Source organism: Mesorhizobium sp. LNHC229A00, assembly GCF_000502415.1.
In the GTDB taxonomy this organism is placed as follows: domain Bacteria; phylum Pseudomonadota; class Alphaproteobacteria; order Rhizobiales; family Rhizobiaceae; genus Mesorhizobium.
This window is the reverse complement of record NZ_AYWQ01000009.1, coordinates 227,418-242,743: the sequence shown is the minus strand read 5'-3', so window position 1 is coordinate 242,743 and position 15,326 is coordinate 227,418. Positions and strand designations below refer to the sequence as shown.

Here is a 15,326-nt window from a genome sequence, read left to right as displayed (position 1 = left end):
TGGCCCGGCGAACGCAATGCATGTCGTCCAAGGCCGTTGAGTGGTTCGGGACGACGGCGTGCACGAATTTGCCCTTCCAACCCTAGGGGAACTCAGGCCATGGCAACAGCAGCGGCGGCGTCCAACAAATTCGAATCCTTCTTCGAAACCACTTTGGAAGATGCCGATCCGGAGATCTTCGGCTCCATCCGCAACGAGCTCGGTCGCCAGCGCCACGAGATCGAACTGATCGCCTCCGAAAACATCGTCTCGCGCGCCGTGCTCGAGGCCCAGGGGTCGATCATGACAAACAAATATGCCGAGGGCTATCCGGGCAAGCGCTACTATGGCGGCTGCCAGTTCGTCGACGTGGCCGAGGAACTGGCCATCGAGCGGGCCAAAAAACTGTTCGGATGCAACTTCGCCAACGTCCAGCCGAATTCCGGCAGCCAGATGAACCAGGCGGTGTTCCTGGCGCTGCTGCAGCCCGGCGACACTTTCATGGGGCTCGACCTCAATTCCGGCGGCCATCTCACCCATGGCTCGCCGGTCAACATGAGCGGCAAGTGGTTCAAGGTTGTCTCCTACGGCGTGCGCAAGGACGACCACCTGCTCGACATGGACGCCATCGAGAAGACCGCGCACGAGACCAAGCCGAAGCTGATCCTGGCCGGCGGCACAGCCTATTCGCGTATCTGGGACTGGAAGCGTTTTCGCGAGATCGCCGACGCCGTCGGCGCCTATCTGATGGTCGACATGGCCCACATCGCGGGCCTCGTTGCCGGCGGTGTGCATCCCTCGCCCTTGCCGCACGCCCATGTGGTGACGACCACCACGCACAAATCGCTGCGCGGCCCGCGCGGCGGCATGATCCTGTGCAATGACGAGGATATTGCCAAGAAGATGAACTCGGCGGTGTTCCCTGGCCTGCAGGGCGGACCGCTGATGCATGTCATCGCCGCCAAGGCGGTGGCCTTCGGCGAAGCGTTGAAGCCGAGCTTCAAGGTCTATGCCGAAAGCGTCGCCGCGAACGCCAAGGCGCTTGCCTCCAGCCTCAAGGAAACAGGCCTCGACATCGTCTCCGGCGGCACCGACAACCACCTGATGCTGGTTGACCTCAGGCCCAAGAACGCCACCGGCAAGCGCGCCGAGGCGGCCCTTGGCCGCGCCAACATCACCTGCAACAAGAACGGCATCCCCTTCGACCCGGAAAAGCCCTTCGTTACCTCTGGCGTGCGGCTCGGCACGCCCGCCGGCACCACGCGCGGTTTCGGCCAGGCCGAGTTCCGCGAGATCGGCAAACTGATCGCCGAGGTGCTGGATGGGCTCAAGGTTGCCAATTCCGACGAAGGCAATGCGGCGGTCGAGGCGGCGGTCAAGGCCAAGGTCGTCGCATTGACCGGTCGATTCCCCCTCTATCCCTATCTCGGTTGATCCCTTATCTCGGGCGATCCCTTATCGCGGTTGACCGGGCGCGAAGCGTCATCTTTTATCCACCGGCATCGCGTCACCCCTGATTGGGTGACGCATCGACCCGGAGAATTGATGATGCGAAATTTTTGTCTTGCTTCTCTCGGCGCTTTAGGTTGGCTGGCCGCCTGCGGCCCCGTTTTGGCCCAGACGCAGCCCGCTGCGGACATGCCTGCCACCAGCACTTTCGGCCGGTGGACGACCATGGTCGATACGCTCGACACCGGCCAGGACGCACACAAGACCTGCGCGGCCTCGACGGCGTTCTTCGATGCGAGTGGCAATTCGGGCACGCTGACATTGTCGATCTCGACCGGCGACGCGCTGCCGCCTGACGCCTATCCGGCCGTCATGCTCACCATCGACAACCGGACCCTGCCGACCGACAAGAAGATCTCTGCCATTTTCGGCGATCCCGGCATCAAGGTTTCCGCGACGGTTTACTCCAGCGATGCCGTCAATGGCCGTCCGAGCTGGACGATCGACAATCAGGCCAAGACAAGTCTCGCGCTGCTGCGGGCCATGCGAAAAGTCACATCGCTCGACGTCACCTTCGGCAAGCAGGCTGTCGCCAGCATTCCGATGGACGGTTTCACGAAGGCCTATCGCACCCTCGGCACATCTTGTGGCTTCCCAACCAAGGACGTGGCACCTTAACGGCCTGGCCGGAGCAAGCTTGCCGCGCTGGCAATCTTCCTCGCGCCTCGCTATCTCTGAGGTGCGGCAGGCAGTGGAAAAAGCGGAACTGCTTCTATCCGCACCGGAAAGGCTCTAAGCCTTTCACCCCACCAGATTCGCGAACCCAAGGCTCTCCATGCGCTGTCCCTATTGCCAGTCCGAAGATACGCAGGTGAAGGATTCGCGCCCCGCCGAGGATGGCGCGGCGATCCGCCGGCGGCGTGTCTGCCCCGATTGCGGCGGCCGTTTCACGACGTTCGAGCGCGTGCAGTTGCGCGACCTCGTCGTGGTCAAGAAATCGGGACGAAAAGTGCCGTTCGACCGCGACAAGCTGTTGCGCTCGGTCGAGATCGCGGTGCGCAAGCGCAATGTCGATCCCGAGCGCATCGATCGCGCGGTGACCGGGATCGTGCGCCAACTGGAAAGCTCCGGCGAAACGGAAGTGGCCTCGGGCGAGGTCGGCCGGCTGGTCATGGATGCGCTGAAATCGCTCGACGATGTCGCCTATGTGCGCTTCGCCTCGGTCTATCGCAATTTCCGTGAGGCCAAGGATTTCCACGAGTTGCTCGGCGAACTGAAGGGGGACGAGGAAAAGAGCGAAGAGGACGCNGAGGCCAAGGATTTCCACGAGTTGCTCGGCGAACTGAAGGGGGACGAGGAAAAGAGCGAAGAGGACGCCGGCTGAGCATGGCAGCACCGCAACTCAGCGAGGCAGAACAAGCGACCTTTGACCGCCGTTTCGTGGCCGCGGCCTTGCGGCTGTCGCGCAAGAATGCCGGACGCACCTCGACCAACCCGTCCGTCGGCACGCTGATCGTGCGCGATGGTGGGACCGGGCCGATGATCGTCGGTACCGGCGTCACCGCCGTCGGCGGCCGGCCGCACGCCGAGACCGAGGCGCTTGCCGAGGCCGGCGAACTCGCGCGTGGAGCCACCGCCTATGTCACTTTGGAGCCTTGCGCCCATCACGGCCGCACGCCGCCTTGCGCCAACGCACTGGTCAGTGCCGGCATTGCGCGTGTCGTGGGTGCGGCCAGCGATCCCGATCCGCGGGTCTCTGGCAAGGGTTACGCCATCCTGCGCGAGGCCGGTGTAGAAGTGGTCGAAAAGGTCCTCGCCACGGAAGCTGCCGAACAGATGGCGGGCTACTTGATTCGCTCTTTGAGAAAGCGCCCGGAAGTAATTCTGAAGCTTGCGCTTTCCAGCGACGGCAAGATTGGCAGGGAAGGCGCCGGCCAGGTCGCGATAACAGGCGACATGGCGCGCCGCGAAGTCTACCTCATGCGCGCCGAGGCGGACGCCATCCTGGTCGGCATCGGCACGGCGCTGGAAGATGATCCGGCGCTTACGGTGCGTTTGCCCGGACTGGAGAACCGCTCGCCGGCACGCATCGTGCTCGACCGCCAGATCAGGCTGCCGGAGGGCTCGAAGCTGGTGTCGGGCGTCGATCGAGTACCTCTTTATCTGGCGGCTTGCCTTGAGGCCGATCCGCGGCGGCGGGCCGCGCTCGAGCGCGCCGGCGTGCGCTTCATCGGTACGGAGACGCACGAGGGCGGCGTCGCATTGCCGGAGCTGCTCGAGGATTTGGCGGCGCTTGGCATGGCAAGCGTGCTGGTCGAGGGCGGCGCCAAGGTGGCGAGCGCCTTTCTGGCCGACGGGCTGGTCGACCGCATCGTGCTGTTCCAGGGACCGGAAGCGATCGGCCAAGACGGCATTGCATCGCCTGTCGACGCTGACCATATCCCGGTGGGTTTTCGCAAGCTGCGCGAGATGCGGTTCGGCGAAGACGGTTACGCCGAATGGATCAGGGATTTTCAGGGATAGCGATCGATGTTTACCGGGATTGTCACCGATATCGGCACCGTGGCCGCCATCAAGCCGCTGCGGGAAGGGGTGGGACTGCGCATCGACACTGCCTATGATCCCGAGACCATCGCTATCGGCGCCTCGATTTCCTGCGGTGGCGTCTGCCTGACGGTCACGGCTTTGCCCGACAGCGGCTCGAACGCGCGCTGGTTCGAGGTCGAGGCCTGGGAGGAGGCGCTCAGGCTGACCACGGCGGCGGGTTGGAAGGCCGGCACCAGGATCAATCTGGAACGGGCGCTGAAGCTCGGCGACGAGCTTGGCGGCCACATCGTTTCGGGCCATGTCGACGGCACCGCCGAGATCGTTGAACGCAGGGATGAGGGCGATGCGGTGCGCTTCACACTGGAAGCGCCGCGCGATCTGGCGAAATTCATTGCGCCGAAAGGCTCCGTTGCGCTCGATGGCACCTCGCTCACCGTCAACAGCGTTACGGGCACCCGCTTCGACGTGCTGTTGATCCATCATTCGCTGACCGTCACCACCTGGGGCGAGCGCAAGGCAGGCGACCGTGTCAATCTTGAGATCGATACCATGGCCCGCTACGCCGCCCGGCTGGCGGAGGCGGCGAAAGAGGGACAGGCATAGCCTCGGTCTTAATCGGCATTATTACTTGATTGCGAGGCCCTGACGGAAACAAAGGTTATCACTGCTCATGTTCCACTGCCGCTTGCGAGGAAAGTGGACCAACTGGCTGCTCGACTGAGCGTCCGCGCGGGTGGATCGTTAAACAGGCACTTTCCGCTTGGGTTGTTTTGGAGGAGGAACGTCCACGGCTCACGCTTGAAGCGCTGGCCGATGTCGACGCTGGTCGGGTTATAGACCGCCAGGCCGTTCAGGCCCGGGCAGAGAGCCTTGGTAGTGAAAAGCCGCTCCCTGCGCCACGCTGGTGGAGCTAAGTGGACCAGTAGGGCTTTGGCCGACCTGGTCGGGCTTCATGACTTTCTTGCATCAGCAAACAATCAGGCCGCCGCCAGTGTGGTGCGGTCGCTGGTTGCCGCTGGAGCACGGCTAAACGAAGATCCGCGTATCGGGAAGAAGCTGGAAGAGTTCGAGCCGCGTGAAGTCCGCCGCATTTTGGTCGGCAACTGCGAGGTCCGCTACGAGATAGAGAACACTACGATTTCACTGCTCCGTCCGTGGCAGACCCGAGAAGAGCGATAAGCGGACTTCGCCCCCAGCCAATCTTCCGCTTGCGATCAAACCGGCTTCGGCCTAAGTCACCGGCGACCCCGGAGACATCTATGGCTGGCACATCCCAACACGGCAAGGCGTTCATTCGTCCCAAGAAGAAGGCTCACCTTCTCGTCATCGAGGCGCGCTTTCACGACGATCTCGCCGACGCACTGCTCGATGGGGCGACAAGCGCGCTCGACGAAGCGGGCGCGACTTTCGACGTCGTCACTGTTCCCGGTTCGCTTGAAATTCCCGCGGTGATCACCTTCGCGCTCGACGGCATGGCTGAAGGCGGGACGGGCTATGACGGTTTCGTCGCCCTCGGCACGATTATCCGTGGCGATACCTATCATTTCGATATCGTCGCTAATGAATCCAGCCGTGCGCTCATGGACCTGTCCGTGCAGGACTCGGTCTGCATCGGCAACGGTATCCTGACCACCGAGAACGATGCGCAGGCGTGGACGCGGGCCAAGCGCTCCGAAGGCGACAAGGGTGGCTTTGCCGCGCGTGCGGCGCTGACCATGATCGCGCTGAAGGAACAATTGGGAGCGCAATCGTGAGCGAACCCGCTTCGCCCGGACAGCCCGCGGTGCGCCACGCCAACAAGCGCGGCGCTGCCCGTCTGGCCGCCGTGCAGGCGCTCTACCAAATGGATGTCGCCGGCAGCGGCGTGTTCGAGATCACCGCCGAGTACGAGGCGTTCCGTCTCGGCAAGGAAGTCGACGGCGCGCTCTATCGCGAGGCGGACGCGCAGTGGTTTCGCGCCATCCTGGCCGGCGTCGTCGAGAACCAGAAGACCATCGACCCGATTATTCGCCAGGCGCTGACCGACGACTGGCCGCTGTCGCGCCTCGATTCGACGCTGCGTGCCATCCTGCGCGCGGGCGTCTACGAACTGATGAAGCGCGAGGACGTTCCTGTCGCGGTCATCGTCACCGAATATGTCGACATCGCCAAGGCCTTCTACGAGGAAGACGAGCCGAAGCTGGTCAATGCCGTGCTCGACCGCGTGTCACGCCGGGTGCGTGGCGAGGGACGCGGCAAGGACGCTTCGTGACCGCCATCGCGGTCGAGGCGGGCAAGGAGGCGCGGCGCACCGCGCTGATCCTCGCCGCCTCGCAGGCGATCATCGGCTCGGCGGCTCCCATCGCGATTTCCATGGGCGCGCTAGCCGGGCAATATCTGCTCGGCGCCGACAAATCCCTGGCGACCGCGCCTATCACCGGCTTCAATCTCGGTGTGGCGCTCGGCGCCTTGCCCGCGGCCGCCATTATCCGCTGGCTGGGGCAGCGTGGCGGTTTCATGACCGGAACCGTGATCACCGCGCTCGGCGGGCTGGTCGCCACCCTGGCTTTGTTCCACGGCAGCTTCTGGCTGTTCGCGTTCGCGCTGCTCGTCATCGGTGTCGGCGGGGCCTTCGTCCAGCAGTTCCGTTTTGCCGCGGCCGACAACGCGCCGCCGGCGTTCAAGGCCCGCGCCATCTCCTTCGTGCTCGCCGGTGGCATCATCACCGCCATCCTCGGGCCGCAGATCGTCATCTTCACGCGCGAATTGTTCGCACCCGTCATGTTTGCCGGTTCATTCGCCTCGATCCTGCCGCTGGCGGCTGTCGGCGCCGTCATCCTGTCGTTCCTTCGTTTGCCGTCGAGGACCGCGAGCAAGGTGGACGTTGTCGACGGCGATGCCCGACCCCTTTCCGAAATCGTCACCAAGCCGCGTTTCGTCGCGGCGCTCTTCTGCGCCGTCGGCAGCTACGCGCTGATGAGTTTCGTCATGACCGGCGCGCCGCTCGCCATGGTGGGCTGCGGCCTGTCGGAGAACGATGCGACGCTGGGCATCTCCTGGCACGTCATGGCGATGTTCGGGCCAAGTTTCTTCACTGGCTCGCTGATCCATCGCTTCGGTGCCGAGCGCATTGTCGCCATCGGCCTGTTGTTGCTGATCGGCTGTGCCGTCGTTGCCTTGTCGGGCCTGGCGCTGTGGCAGTTCTGGACGGCGCTGATCCTGCTCGGCCTCGGCTGGAATTTCAGCTTCATCGGCGCCACCGCCATGGTGGCGGCCAGCTACCACCCTTCCGAAAAAGGTAAGGTGCAGGGCTTCCACGACTTCGTCCTGTTCGGCTCCGTCGCCTGTGCGTCGCTGATGTCGGGCATGGTCTATAATGCCTGGGGCTGGATGATGCTCAACTGGATGATCTTTCCGGTCGCCGCACTTTGCTTCGTGGCACTCGGCGCGCTTAAGATCACAAGCTTGCGACCGGCTTGACGCGAATTTGAAGCTATGCGTCCGGCGGCAGAACCTGAAGCACCCGCGCTATGAACATGTGGAACTCAGCCATGTAATTGCGCAGGAAATCCTCAGTGGATTCAACCGTCACCTCGCCGTCATCCGTGATCAGTCCCGGCGTGAACTGGATATAGGCTTCGGGTGCATTCATCTGCGGTGAGTTGCAGAAACTCAGCACGCTGCGCAGGCTTTGTTGGGCGACAGCGGTCGCGATGGCGCCCGGCGATGTTCCAATGACGGCCGACGGTTTGCGCGCGAATGAATTTTTGCCGTAGGGGCGGCTGGCCCAGTCGATCGCGTTCTTAAGTCCGCCGGGAATCGAGCGGTTATACTCCGGGGTGACGAACAGCACGGCCTGGACGGAGGCGATCGCCTTTTTGAAAGCCTGGGCGGCCGGCGGGAAATTGGCGTCGTAGTCGTAGCTGTAGAGAGGCAGATCCTTGAAGCCGATTTCCGTCATTTCGAGCTCGGGAGGGGCAAGTTGAACGAGCGCCTTCGCGAGCTTGCGGTTGATGGATGCCTGGGCAAGGCTGCCGATGAGATAACCGACCTTGTGTATGGCCATGACACGCTCTCCGTGTTTGCCGCCACCCGCACGGCATTATCCACCCGATAGCGGCCAATCGCCAGCCCGCTCTTGCGGCGAAGCCCAAATCGGCGCGTCCGGAACAAAAATATTGCGCGGGTCCCCCTTCATATGAAACCGTGTGCCCCGACTGGCCGTTGAAGCCATGCTCATATGCGGCCACCGCATTACGGTTCATAGCAAGGGGTTTTCACGATGTTTTCAGTCAAGGTTCTGGCCAGCGCGGCGATGGCGTTCGCCATCACAACGGCTTCCGCTAGCGCTCAGGTCGTCGTCTCCTCGAAGATCGACACCGAGGGTGGCGTGCTCGGCAACATTATCCAGCTCGTCCTCAACGCCAACAACATCAAGACCACGGACCGCATCCAACTCGGCGGCACGCCTGTGGTGCGCAAGGCGATCACCGCCGGCGAGATCGACATCTATCCCGAATACACCGGCAACGCCGCCTTCTTTTTCGAAAAGGCCGATGACCCCGTGTGGAAGGATGCCGCCAAGGCCTATGAGACGGCCAAGAAGCTCGACTACGACGCCAACAAGATCGTCTGGCTGTCACCGGCGCCGGCCAACAACACCTGGGCGATCGCCCTGCGCAAGGAAGTGACGGATGAGAACAAGCTCGTCACGCTGTCGGACTTCGGCAAATATGTTGCCGGCGGCGGCAAGGTGGTCCTGGCGGCCTCCGCCGAGTTCGTCAATTCGGCGGCAGCCCTTCCGGCCTTCCAGACTACCTATGGCTTCACGTTGAAGCCGGACCAGCTGATCACGCTATCGGGCGGCGATACGGCAGCGACCATCGCGGCCGCCGCCAACCAGACCAGCGGCGCCAATGCTGCCATGGTCTATGGCACCGATGGGGGCATCGCGCCATCGGGCCTCGTGGTGTTGACTGACGACAAGGGCGTGCAGCCGGTCTATCGGCCGGCGCCGATCATCCGCGAATCCGTGCTGAAGGAGCACCCGGAGATCGAAACGTTGCTGAAGCCGGTCTTCGCCAAGCTCGATCTCGTCACGCTCCAGGAACTGAACGGCCGCGTGCAGGTCGGCGGCGAGCCGGTCAAGGGCGTCGCCGAGGACTTTTTGAAGAAGAACGGGTTTTTGAAATAGCTACGCGTCGATAAGTGACGTCAGTGCGAGGCGCCTTATGACCCCGCGTTTCGATAAGCTCGGCGTGGTCATCGCTGCACTCGCGGCTTACGCCGCGTTTCTCGCGCCATTCGCCACCTTCCGCGCCAACCGCATCGTTCCCGGCCAGGCACGCTCTATCCTCGAGGCGCTGCCGCAGGCGATAGGGCCGTTGCTGCTCGCGATCATTGTCGTGGTGGCAATCATCGCGCTCCTCAAAACGCCGCTCGTCTTGCGCCTTGCAGCGAGCGTCGTGGCGCTTGTCGCGCTGGCGCTGCTCATCGGCGTCGCCGGCACATTTCTCACTCCGGCCGGCAATACCTTTGCCCGGGTCTCGCCGGCATCCGGCTTCTGGATTCTTATCTTCGCCTTCANGTCGAGAGCCTGCGGGCCGGCGTCCTCAACGTCTTGAACATCATCCAGACCATTCCCTCGATCGCGCTGTTCGGGCTGCTCATCGCGCCGCTTGGCTGGGTCGCGGCCCAGGTCCCGGGGGCCGCCGCGCTAGGCATCAGGGGCATCGGCACGGCGCCCGCCTTCGTCGCCCTGTTCCTCTATTCGCTGCTGCCGGTGGTGGCCAACACCGTGGTCGGCCTTGCCGGCGTGCCGCGCGCCGCAAATGACGCGGCGCGGGGCATGGGTATGACGGACCGCCAGCGCCTGTTCGGTGTGGAGTTTCCGCTGGCCTTTCCGGTGATCCTCACCGGCATTCGCATTGTCCTGGTGCAGAATATCGGTCTTGCCACCATCGCCGCGCTGATCGGCGGCGGCGGTTTCGGCGTGTTCGTCTTCCAGGGTGTCGGCCAGACGGCGATGGACCTGGTGCTGCTTGGCGCCGTGCCAACCGTGGCACTCGCTTTTGCCGCCGCCATCATCCTCGACGCTGTGATCGAAATGACCGCCACCAAGCGCAGGGTTGAAACGGCATGATCGAAATCGAAGGCATCACCAAGCGCTATGACGCGACCACTGTCGTGGACGACGTCTCGATGGTCATCGAGCCGCGCACGGTCTGCGTCATTGTCGGTACTTCGGGCTCCGGCAAGACGACGCTGCTGCGCATGATCAACCGGCTGGTCGAACCAACCGCCGGCGTCATCAAGCTCGACGGTGCCGACAATCGATCGGTACCCGGTTACGAACTGCGCCGCAGCATCGGCTACGCCATCCAGGGCCACGGCCTGTTTCCGCATCGCACGGTGGCGCAGAACATCGCCACCGTTCCGGTGCTGCTTGGCTGGGACAAGGCGCGCATCAAGTCCCGCGTCGACGAACTGATGACGCTCTACCAGCTCGACCCGCAGGAATTTGGCCCGCGCTACCCGCACGAACTGTCCGGGGGCCAGCAGCAGCGCGTCGGCGTTGCCCGCGCGCTCGCCGCCGAACCCAATGTGCTGTTGATGGACGAGCCGTTCGGCGCACTCGACCCGATCATCCGCACCAAGGCGCAAGAGGATCTGCTGGCAATCCAGAAGCGCTTCGGCACCACCATCATCCTCGTCACTCATGACATGGAGGAGGCCGTGCATATGGGTGACAAGATCGCGGTGATGGATGCCGGCAAGCTCGTGCAATATGCAAGGCCGGCGGAGATCCTGGCGAACCCGGCTAGCAGCTTTGTCGAGACCCTGGTCGGCGCCAGCGAAAGGCCGTTCAGGCTGCTGTCGCTGGGGCGGGTACGCGATGCGGTGGAGCAGGGCGGTGCCGAAGGCGAGGCGATCCCCGGCGACGCCAGCCAGCGTGACGCGCTCGCGGAACTTCTCTGGTCCGGCAAGCCCGCGCTGCCGGTGAAGGGTGCCGACGGCAAGCCGATCGGCCGCGTCACCGTGGACGGACTGGTCAAGCGCGCGGCGAGGCCGGCATGAAGGCCTGGCTGCCGCTGCTGCTCAGGCTTGCCTTGGTGGTGTTGCTTGTTGCCTTCATCACCAGTCCGGCTTGGTTCGAGCCGTTGTTGAAGCCGCTGACCGAAAACAACGCACCCGTAATCTACAACCAGGGTAGCCTGCTGACGCTGACGCTGCTGCATCTGCGGACCGTGTTGATCGCGACCGTCGCCGCCACCATCGTCGCGGTGGCGCTCGCCATCCTCGTCACCCGGCCGGCTGGCGTCGAATTTCTGCCGTTGTCGCGCAGCCTGGTCAACATCGGCCAGACCTTCCCGCCGGTGGCGGTGCTGGCGCTCGCCGTGCCGGCTGTCGGCTTCGGCGAGAAGCCGACGCTGATCGCGCTGTTTCTCTACGGACTGTTGCCAATCTTCGAGAACGCACTCACCGGGTTGACGACCCTGCCGGCCAATGTCGTCGAGGCGGCACGTGGCGCCGGCATGACCGGCTGGCAAAGGCTCACCAAGGTCGAGTTGCCGCTCAGTGCACCGATCATCCTTGGCGGCATAAGGCTCTCCGTGGTGATCAGCCTGGCCACGGCCACAATCGGCTCGACGGTGGCCGCCAAGACGCTCGGCGAAGTGATCATCGCCGGCCTGCTATCCAACAATCTCGCCTTCATCCTGCAGGGGGGCCTGATCGTGGCGGCGCTTGCCGTGCTGATCTATGACGGACTGTCGGCGGTCGAGCGATACACGGCGCGCCGGATGGGCCGCGAAGCGGAATGACCCTCGGGGAGACCGGCGGTCTGCCCCGGATGCCTTGCCTTGATTCAATCGATCTAAATCGAAGGCCTTGTCGGCTCTGTCGTCCCGGTTTTTGTCTTTTGGGCGAAAGCCGGGCAAAAACCGAACAATATCTTGACGTTCGCGGCCCTGTTTCGCATACACCGATGCGAAGAGGCGGATTCCGCGCGCGGAATCCGGTCTTTGTCTCAACGGCCCAGGGAGGGGTTCTTTTGGGCCAACAATCGAGGAAAATTCGGCAATGACCATTATTTCCGCCGTCATCGCCTGCGGCCTGCTTTCAATCCTATACGCCATCTGGGCGACACGTTCGGTCCTCGCGGCCGATCAGGGCAATGCACGCATGCAGGAAATCTCCGCCGCCATCCGCGAAGGCGCCCAGGCCTATCTGGCGCGCCAATACACCACCATCGCCATAGTCGGAGTGGTCGTGCTCGTGCTCGCCTGGTGGCTGCTGTCGATCACCGCCGCCATCGGCTTCCTGATCGGCGCCGTTCTCTCGGGTGCCGCCGGCTTCATCGGCATGCATGTTTCGGTGCGGGCCAATGTACGCACCGCGCAAGCGGCTTCCAACAGCCTCGCCGCCGGCCTCGACATCGCTTTCAAGTCGGGCGCCATCACCGGCATGCTGGTGGCCGGCCTCGCTCTGCTGGGCGTTTCCATCTATTATCTCATCCTGACCCATTTCATGGGTCTTCAGCCCAACGATCGTATCGTCATCGACTCGTTGGTCTCGCTCGGCTTCGGCGCCTCGCTGATCTCGATCTTCGCCCGTCTCGGCGGCGGCATCTTCACCAAGGGCGCCGATGTCGGCGGCGATCTGGTCGGCAAGGTCGAAGCCGGTATCCCGGAGGATGATCCGCGCAACCCGGCCACCATCGCCGACAATGTCGGCGATAATGTCGGCGACTGCGCCGGCATGGCCGCCGACCTGTTCGAAACCTATGCGGTGACGGTTGTCGCCACCATGGTTCTCGCCGCCATTTTCTTCGGCGGCACCGCTGTCCTCGGTGCGGCGATGCTGTACCCGCTCGCCATCTGCGGCGCCTGCATCCTGACCTCGATCGTCGGCACCTTCTTCGTCAAGCTCGGCTCCAACGGCTCGATCATGGGCGCGCTCTACAAGGGCCTGATCGTGACCGGCCTGCTGTCGATCGTCGGCCTCGGCGTCGCCACCTCGGCCACCCTCGGCTGGGGCGAGGTCGGCACCGTCGCCGGCATGACGATCACCGGCAAGAACCTGTTCATCTGCGGCCTGATCGGCCTGGTGGTGACCGGGTTGATCGTGGTGATAACCGAGTACTACACCGGCACCAACAAGCGCCCGGTCAACTCCATCGCCCAGGCGTCGGTGACCGGGCACGGCACCAACGTCATCCAGGGCCTGGCGGTCTCGTTGGAATCGACGGCACTGCCGGCAATCGTCATCGTCGGCGGCATCATCGCCACCTACCAGCTCGGCGGCTTGTTCGGCACGGCGATCGCCGTCACCACCATGCTCGGCCTCGCCGGCATGATCGTGGCGCTCGACGCCTTCGGCCCGGTCACCGACAATGCCGGCGGCATTGCCGAAATGGCGGGCCTTCCCAAGGAAGTGCGCCACTCCACCGACGCGCTCGACGCGGTCGGCAACACCACCAAGGCGGTGACCAAGGGCTACGCCATCGGTTCGGCTGGCCTCGGCGCGCTGGTGCTGTTCGCGGCCTACTCGAACGACCTGAAGTTCTTCGCCGCCAATGGCGACAAATATCCCTACTTCCAGGGCATGGGCGAAATCTCCTTCGATCTCTCCAACCCTTACGTCGTCGCGGGCCTGATCTTCGGTGGCCTGATCCCGTACCTGTTCGGCGGCATCGCCATGACGGCGGTCGGCCGCGCCGCGGGCGCCATCGTCGAGGAGGTGCGCAAGCAGTTCCGCGAGGATCCGGGCATCATGGCCGGCACCTCGAAGCCGAACTATGCGCGTGCGGTCGACCTTCTGACCAAGGCGGCGATCCGGGAAATGATCATCCCGTCGCTGCTGCCTGTGCTGGCGCCGCTCGTCGTCTATTTCGGCGTGCTACTGATCTCGGGCTCGAAGGCGTCCGCCTTCGCGGCGCTCGGCGCCTCGCTGCTCGGCGTCATCGTCAATGGCCTGTTCGTCGCCATCTCGATGACCTCGGGCGGCGGCGCCTGGGACAACGCCAAGAAGTCGTTCGAGGACGGGTTCACCGACAAGGACGGCGTCAAGCACCTCAAGGGCTCCGAAGCACACAAGGCTTCGGTGACCGGCGACACCGTCGGCGATCCCTACAAGGACACTGCCGGCCCGGCGGTCAACCCGGCGATCAAGATCACCAACATCGTGGCGCTCCTGTTGCTGGCCGTGCTCGCGCACGGCTGAGCGGAAGCGGTTGAAAAAAACCCGCGGGGAGCGATCCCCGCGGGTTTTTCATGTCAGCTGACTGGTCGCTTGGTCCGGCATTTGGACGCCGCGTGCGCGACGCCGCTATTCTCCGGTTTCTTCCCGCTTGCTGCCTCTGCGGTACTTAGCCAACAGATCATCCACGCTCGGCTCCCGTTCAGGCATGGGCGGCAGGCCGCGTACCTTTCGCAGCATGGAGACAAAAGCACCGCGTTGGTATTTGCGGCGAAACTCGACGGATCTCGGATGAATGCCGCATACAGCCCAAACCCTGCGTTTCAGATAGCTGGATTTCTTCAGGCGAGACGGCACCACCGCCGCGGCAAGAACCTTGACACGCAGGTCGTCCGGTATGCGCATGCGATCGATGAGTTCCTCCTGCTCCATCGCCGTGTCTTCGAGATAACTGCCGCTCCGCTGGCCGGAGAAGATGCTCAGCACCGTCAGATGCGGCATGGTCGCGATCACGGCTCCCTTTCGCCAAGCCCGGNCGCTGGCCGGAGAAGATGCTCAGCACCGTCAGATGCGGCATGGTCGCGATCACGGCTCCCTTTCGCCAAGCCCGGAAGAGCCAGTCCTGCGAACTTTCGCAAGAGCATTTGCCGGCAGGCCGCCAGGGGCCGAGCCAGTCCAACGACGCCCGCCTGACCACCTGTGCCGATCCGTATCCGGCCGTGACGACGGGATCGTAAAAACCGTCTTTGCCCATTCCGTAAATCGAGGTCTTGAGAGCATCGCCCCTCGTCCGCACCGGTTCGATGATGGCGCCGCGAGCGATGACGACATCCGCACCGGTCGCATCGATCCATCCCGTGGTTGCCGCCAGATGATCCGGAAACCAAAGGTCGTCGTGATTGAGCACGGCGACAAGCCGGCCGCGCGCCCTGGCAAAACCGATATTGTTGGGGCCGGATTGCTCGCCGAAATTGACGGGCAGGTCTATATAGAAGATGCGCGGATCGGCGAATTCGGCGATGATCGCCGGTGTCTCAGGGCGACAGTCGTCGCCGATCACCAGAATTTCAAAATCCTGCAGCGTCTGGCGCAAGACGCTGAACAGGGTTTGCCGCAAGGCCGCGGGACGATTGTGGGTGGCAATCACCACCGAGACGAGCGGCACGCGCTGC

At 63.7% G+C, this 15,326-nt stretch carries 14 protein-coding genes and 3 pseudogenes; 15 read left to right on the top strand and 2 right to left on the bottom strand.

The window, feature by feature from the left end; all coding sequences use genetic code 11:
- Positions 1-99: 99 nt before the first annotated feature.
- From glyA to X742_RS150415, 10 genes and pseudogenes are all read left to right on the top strand, one after another.
- On the top strand, positions 100-1,413 hold the full coding sequence (gene glyA / locus X742_RS150375) for a serine hydroxymethyltransferase (RefSeq protein ID WP_023773272.1): 1,314 nt from the start codon (positions 100-102) through the stop codon (positions 1,411-1,413).
- A gap of 114 nt (positions 1,414-1,527) precedes the next feature.
- Positions 1,528-2,106 (top strand): hypothetical protein, encoded by a 579-nt coding sequence (locus X742_RS150380; RefSeq protein WP_023773271.1) that lies wholly within the window; start codon positions 1,528-1,530, stop codon positions 2,104-2,106.
- 157 nt (positions 2,107-2,263) lie between these two features.
- Positions 2,264-2,736 (top strand): annotated as a pseudogene (gene nrdR / locus X742_RS150385) (transcriptional regulator NrdR); the annotation flags it as partial.
- A gap of 78 nt (positions 2,737-2,814) precedes the next feature.
- Positions 2,815-3,951 carry a bifunctional diaminohydroxyphosphoribosylaminopyrimidine deaminase/5-amino-6-(5-phosphoribosylamino)uracil reductase RibD gene (gene ribD / locus X742_RS150390; RefSeq protein WP_023773269.1) on the top strand — a complete coding sequence of 379 codons (1,137 nt, stop codon included), beginning with the start codon at positions 2,815-2,817 and terminating at the stop codon, positions 3,949-3,951.
- 6 nt (positions 3,952-3,957) lie between these two features.
- Entirely contained in the window at positions 3,958-4,578 is a 621-nt protein-coding gene (locus tag X742_RS150395) for a riboflavin synthase (protein ID WP_023773268.1), read from the top strand.
- A gap of 39 nt (positions 4,579-4,617) precedes the next feature.
- A pseudogene (locus X742_RS1000000172630) lies at positions 4,618-4,889 on the top strand (ribbon-helix-helix domain-containing protein).
- Positions 4,867-5,154, top strand: a complete 288-nt coding sequence (locus tag X742_RS150400) for a type II toxin-antitoxin system RelE/ParE family toxin (protein WP_031248100.1) — start codon at positions 4,867-4,869, stop codon at positions 5,152-5,154. The pseudogene X742_RS1000000172630 and the gene X742_RS150400 overlap by 23 nt, the downstream one beginning before the upstream one ends.
- A gap of 80 nt (positions 5,155-5,234) precedes the next feature.
- Positions 5,235-5,729 carry a 6,7-dimethyl-8-ribityllumazine synthase gene (ribH, locus tag X742_RS150405; protein ID WP_023773266.1) on the top strand — a complete coding sequence of 165 codons (495 nt, stop codon included), beginning with the start codon at positions 5,235-5,237 and terminating at the stop codon, positions 5,727-5,729.
- Positions 5,726-6,226: a transcription antitermination factor NusB gene (gene nusB / locus X742_RS150410; RefSeq protein ID WP_023773265.1), complete on the top strand. Its 501-nt coding sequence runs from the start codon at positions 5,726-5,728 to the stop codon at positions 6,224-6,226. The genes ribH and nusB overlap by 4 nt, the downstream gene beginning before the upstream one ends.
- The gene (locus tag X742_RS150415; protein WP_023773264.1) at positions 6,223-7,434 is read left to right on the top strand and encodes an MFS transporter; all 1,212 of its coding nucleotides are present in this window, start codon (positions 6,223-6,225) and stop codon (positions 7,432-7,434) included. Before nusB ends, X742_RS150415 begins: the two co-directional genes overlap by 4 nt.
- 13 nt (positions 7,435-7,447) lie before the next feature.
- Here the strand turns inward: X742_RS150415 and X742_RS150420 are convergent, their stop codons facing one another.
- Positions 7,448-8,020 carry an NADPH-dependent FMN reductase gene (locus tag X742_RS150420; RefSeq protein WP_023773263.1) on the bottom strand — a complete coding sequence of 191 codons (573 nt, stop codon included), beginning with the start codon at positions 8,018-8,020 and terminating at the stop codon, positions 7,448-7,450.
- 249 nt (positions 8,021-8,269) lie between these two features.
- On the opposite strand from X742_RS150420, the gene X742_RS150425 reads away from it, so the two are divergent.
- The 5 genes and pseudogenes from X742_RS150425 (at position 8,270) to X742_RS150440 (ending at position 14,178) form a co-directional block, all read left to right on the top strand.
- Positions 8,270-9,148 carry an ABC transporter substrate-binding protein gene (locus X742_RS150425; protein ID WP_245275573.1) on the top strand — a complete coding sequence of 293 codons (879 nt, stop codon included), beginning with the start codon at positions 8,270-8,272 and terminating at the stop codon, positions 9,146-9,148.
- Positions 9,149-9,185: 37 nt separating this feature from the next.
- Positions 9,186-10,096 (top strand): annotated as a pseudogene (locus X742_RS01000000170295) (ABC transporter permease).
- Positions 10,093-11,031, top strand: a complete 939-nt coding sequence (locus X742_RS150430) for an ABC transporter ATP-binding protein (RefSeq protein ID WP_023773261.1) — start codon at positions 10,093-10,095, stop codon at positions 11,029-11,031. The pseudogene X742_RS01000000170295 and the gene X742_RS150430 overlap by 4 nt, the downstream one beginning before the upstream one ends.
- Positions 11,028-11,777: an ABC transporter permease gene (locus tag X742_RS150435; protein WP_023773260.1), complete on the top strand. Its 750-nt coding sequence runs from the start codon at positions 11,028-11,030 to the stop codon at positions 11,775-11,777. The genes X742_RS150430 and X742_RS150435 overlap by 4 nt, the downstream gene beginning before the upstream one ends.
- Positions 11,778-12,036: 259 nt before the next feature.
- Entirely contained in the window at positions 12,037-14,178 is a 2,142-nt protein-coding gene (locus X742_RS150440; RefSeq protein ID WP_023773259.1) for a sodium-translocating pyrophosphatase, read from the top strand.
- A 178-nt stretch (positions 14,179-14,356) separates the two neighbouring features.
- On the opposite strand, the gene X742_RS01000000170290 is transcribed toward X742_RS150440, so the two are convergent.
- Complete coding sequence (locus X742_RS01000000170290) at positions 14,357-15,319, bottom strand: glycosyltransferase family 2 protein (protein ID WP_245275570.1); 963 nt, start codon at positions 15,317-15,319, stop codon at positions 14,357-14,359.
- Positions 15,320-15,326: the final 7 nt, after the last annotated feature.

Excerpts from the sequence above, each read along its gene's own strand:
- X742_RS150425 (WP_245275573.1), top strand. The coding sequence starts at position 8,270 with ATGGCGTTCGCCATCACAACGGCTTCCGCTAGCGCTCAGGTCGTCGTC.
- glyA (WP_023773272.1), top strand. The coding sequence starts at position 100 with ATGGCAACAGCAGCGGCGGCGTCCAACAAATTCGAATCCTTCTTCGAA.
- X742_RS150440 (WP_023773259.1), top strand. The coding sequence starts at position 12,037 with ATGACCATTATTTCCGCCGTCATCGCCTGCGGCCTGCTTTCAATCCTA.
- X742_RS150380 (WP_023773271.1), top strand. The coding sequence starts at position 1,528 with ATGCGAAATTTTTGTCTTGCTTCTCTCGGCGCTTTAGGTTGGCTGGCC.
- X742_RS150420 (WP_023773263.1), bottom strand. The coding sequence starts at position 8,020 with ATGGCCATACACAAGGTCGGTTATCTCATCGGCAGCCTTGCCCAGGCA.
- X742_RS150395 (WP_023773268.1), top strand. The coding sequence starts at position 3,958 with ATGTTTACCGGGATTGTCACCGATATCGGCACCGTGGCCGCCATCAAG.
- ribD (WP_023773269.1), top strand. The coding sequence starts at position 2,815 with ATGGCAGCACCGCAACTCAGCGAGGCAGAACAAGCGACCTTTGACCGC.
- X742_RS150430 (WP_023773261.1), top strand. The coding sequence starts at position 10,093 with ATGATCGAAATCGAAGGCATCACCAAGCGCTATGACGCGACCACTGTC.
- ribH (WP_023773266.1), top strand. The coding sequence starts at position 5,235 with ATGGCTGGCACATCCCAACACGGCAAGGCGTTCATTCGTCCCAAGAAG.
- X742_RS150435 (WP_023773260.1), top strand. The coding sequence starts at position 11,028 with ATGAAGGCCTGGCTGCCGCTGCTGCTCAGGCTTGCCTTGGTGGTGTTG.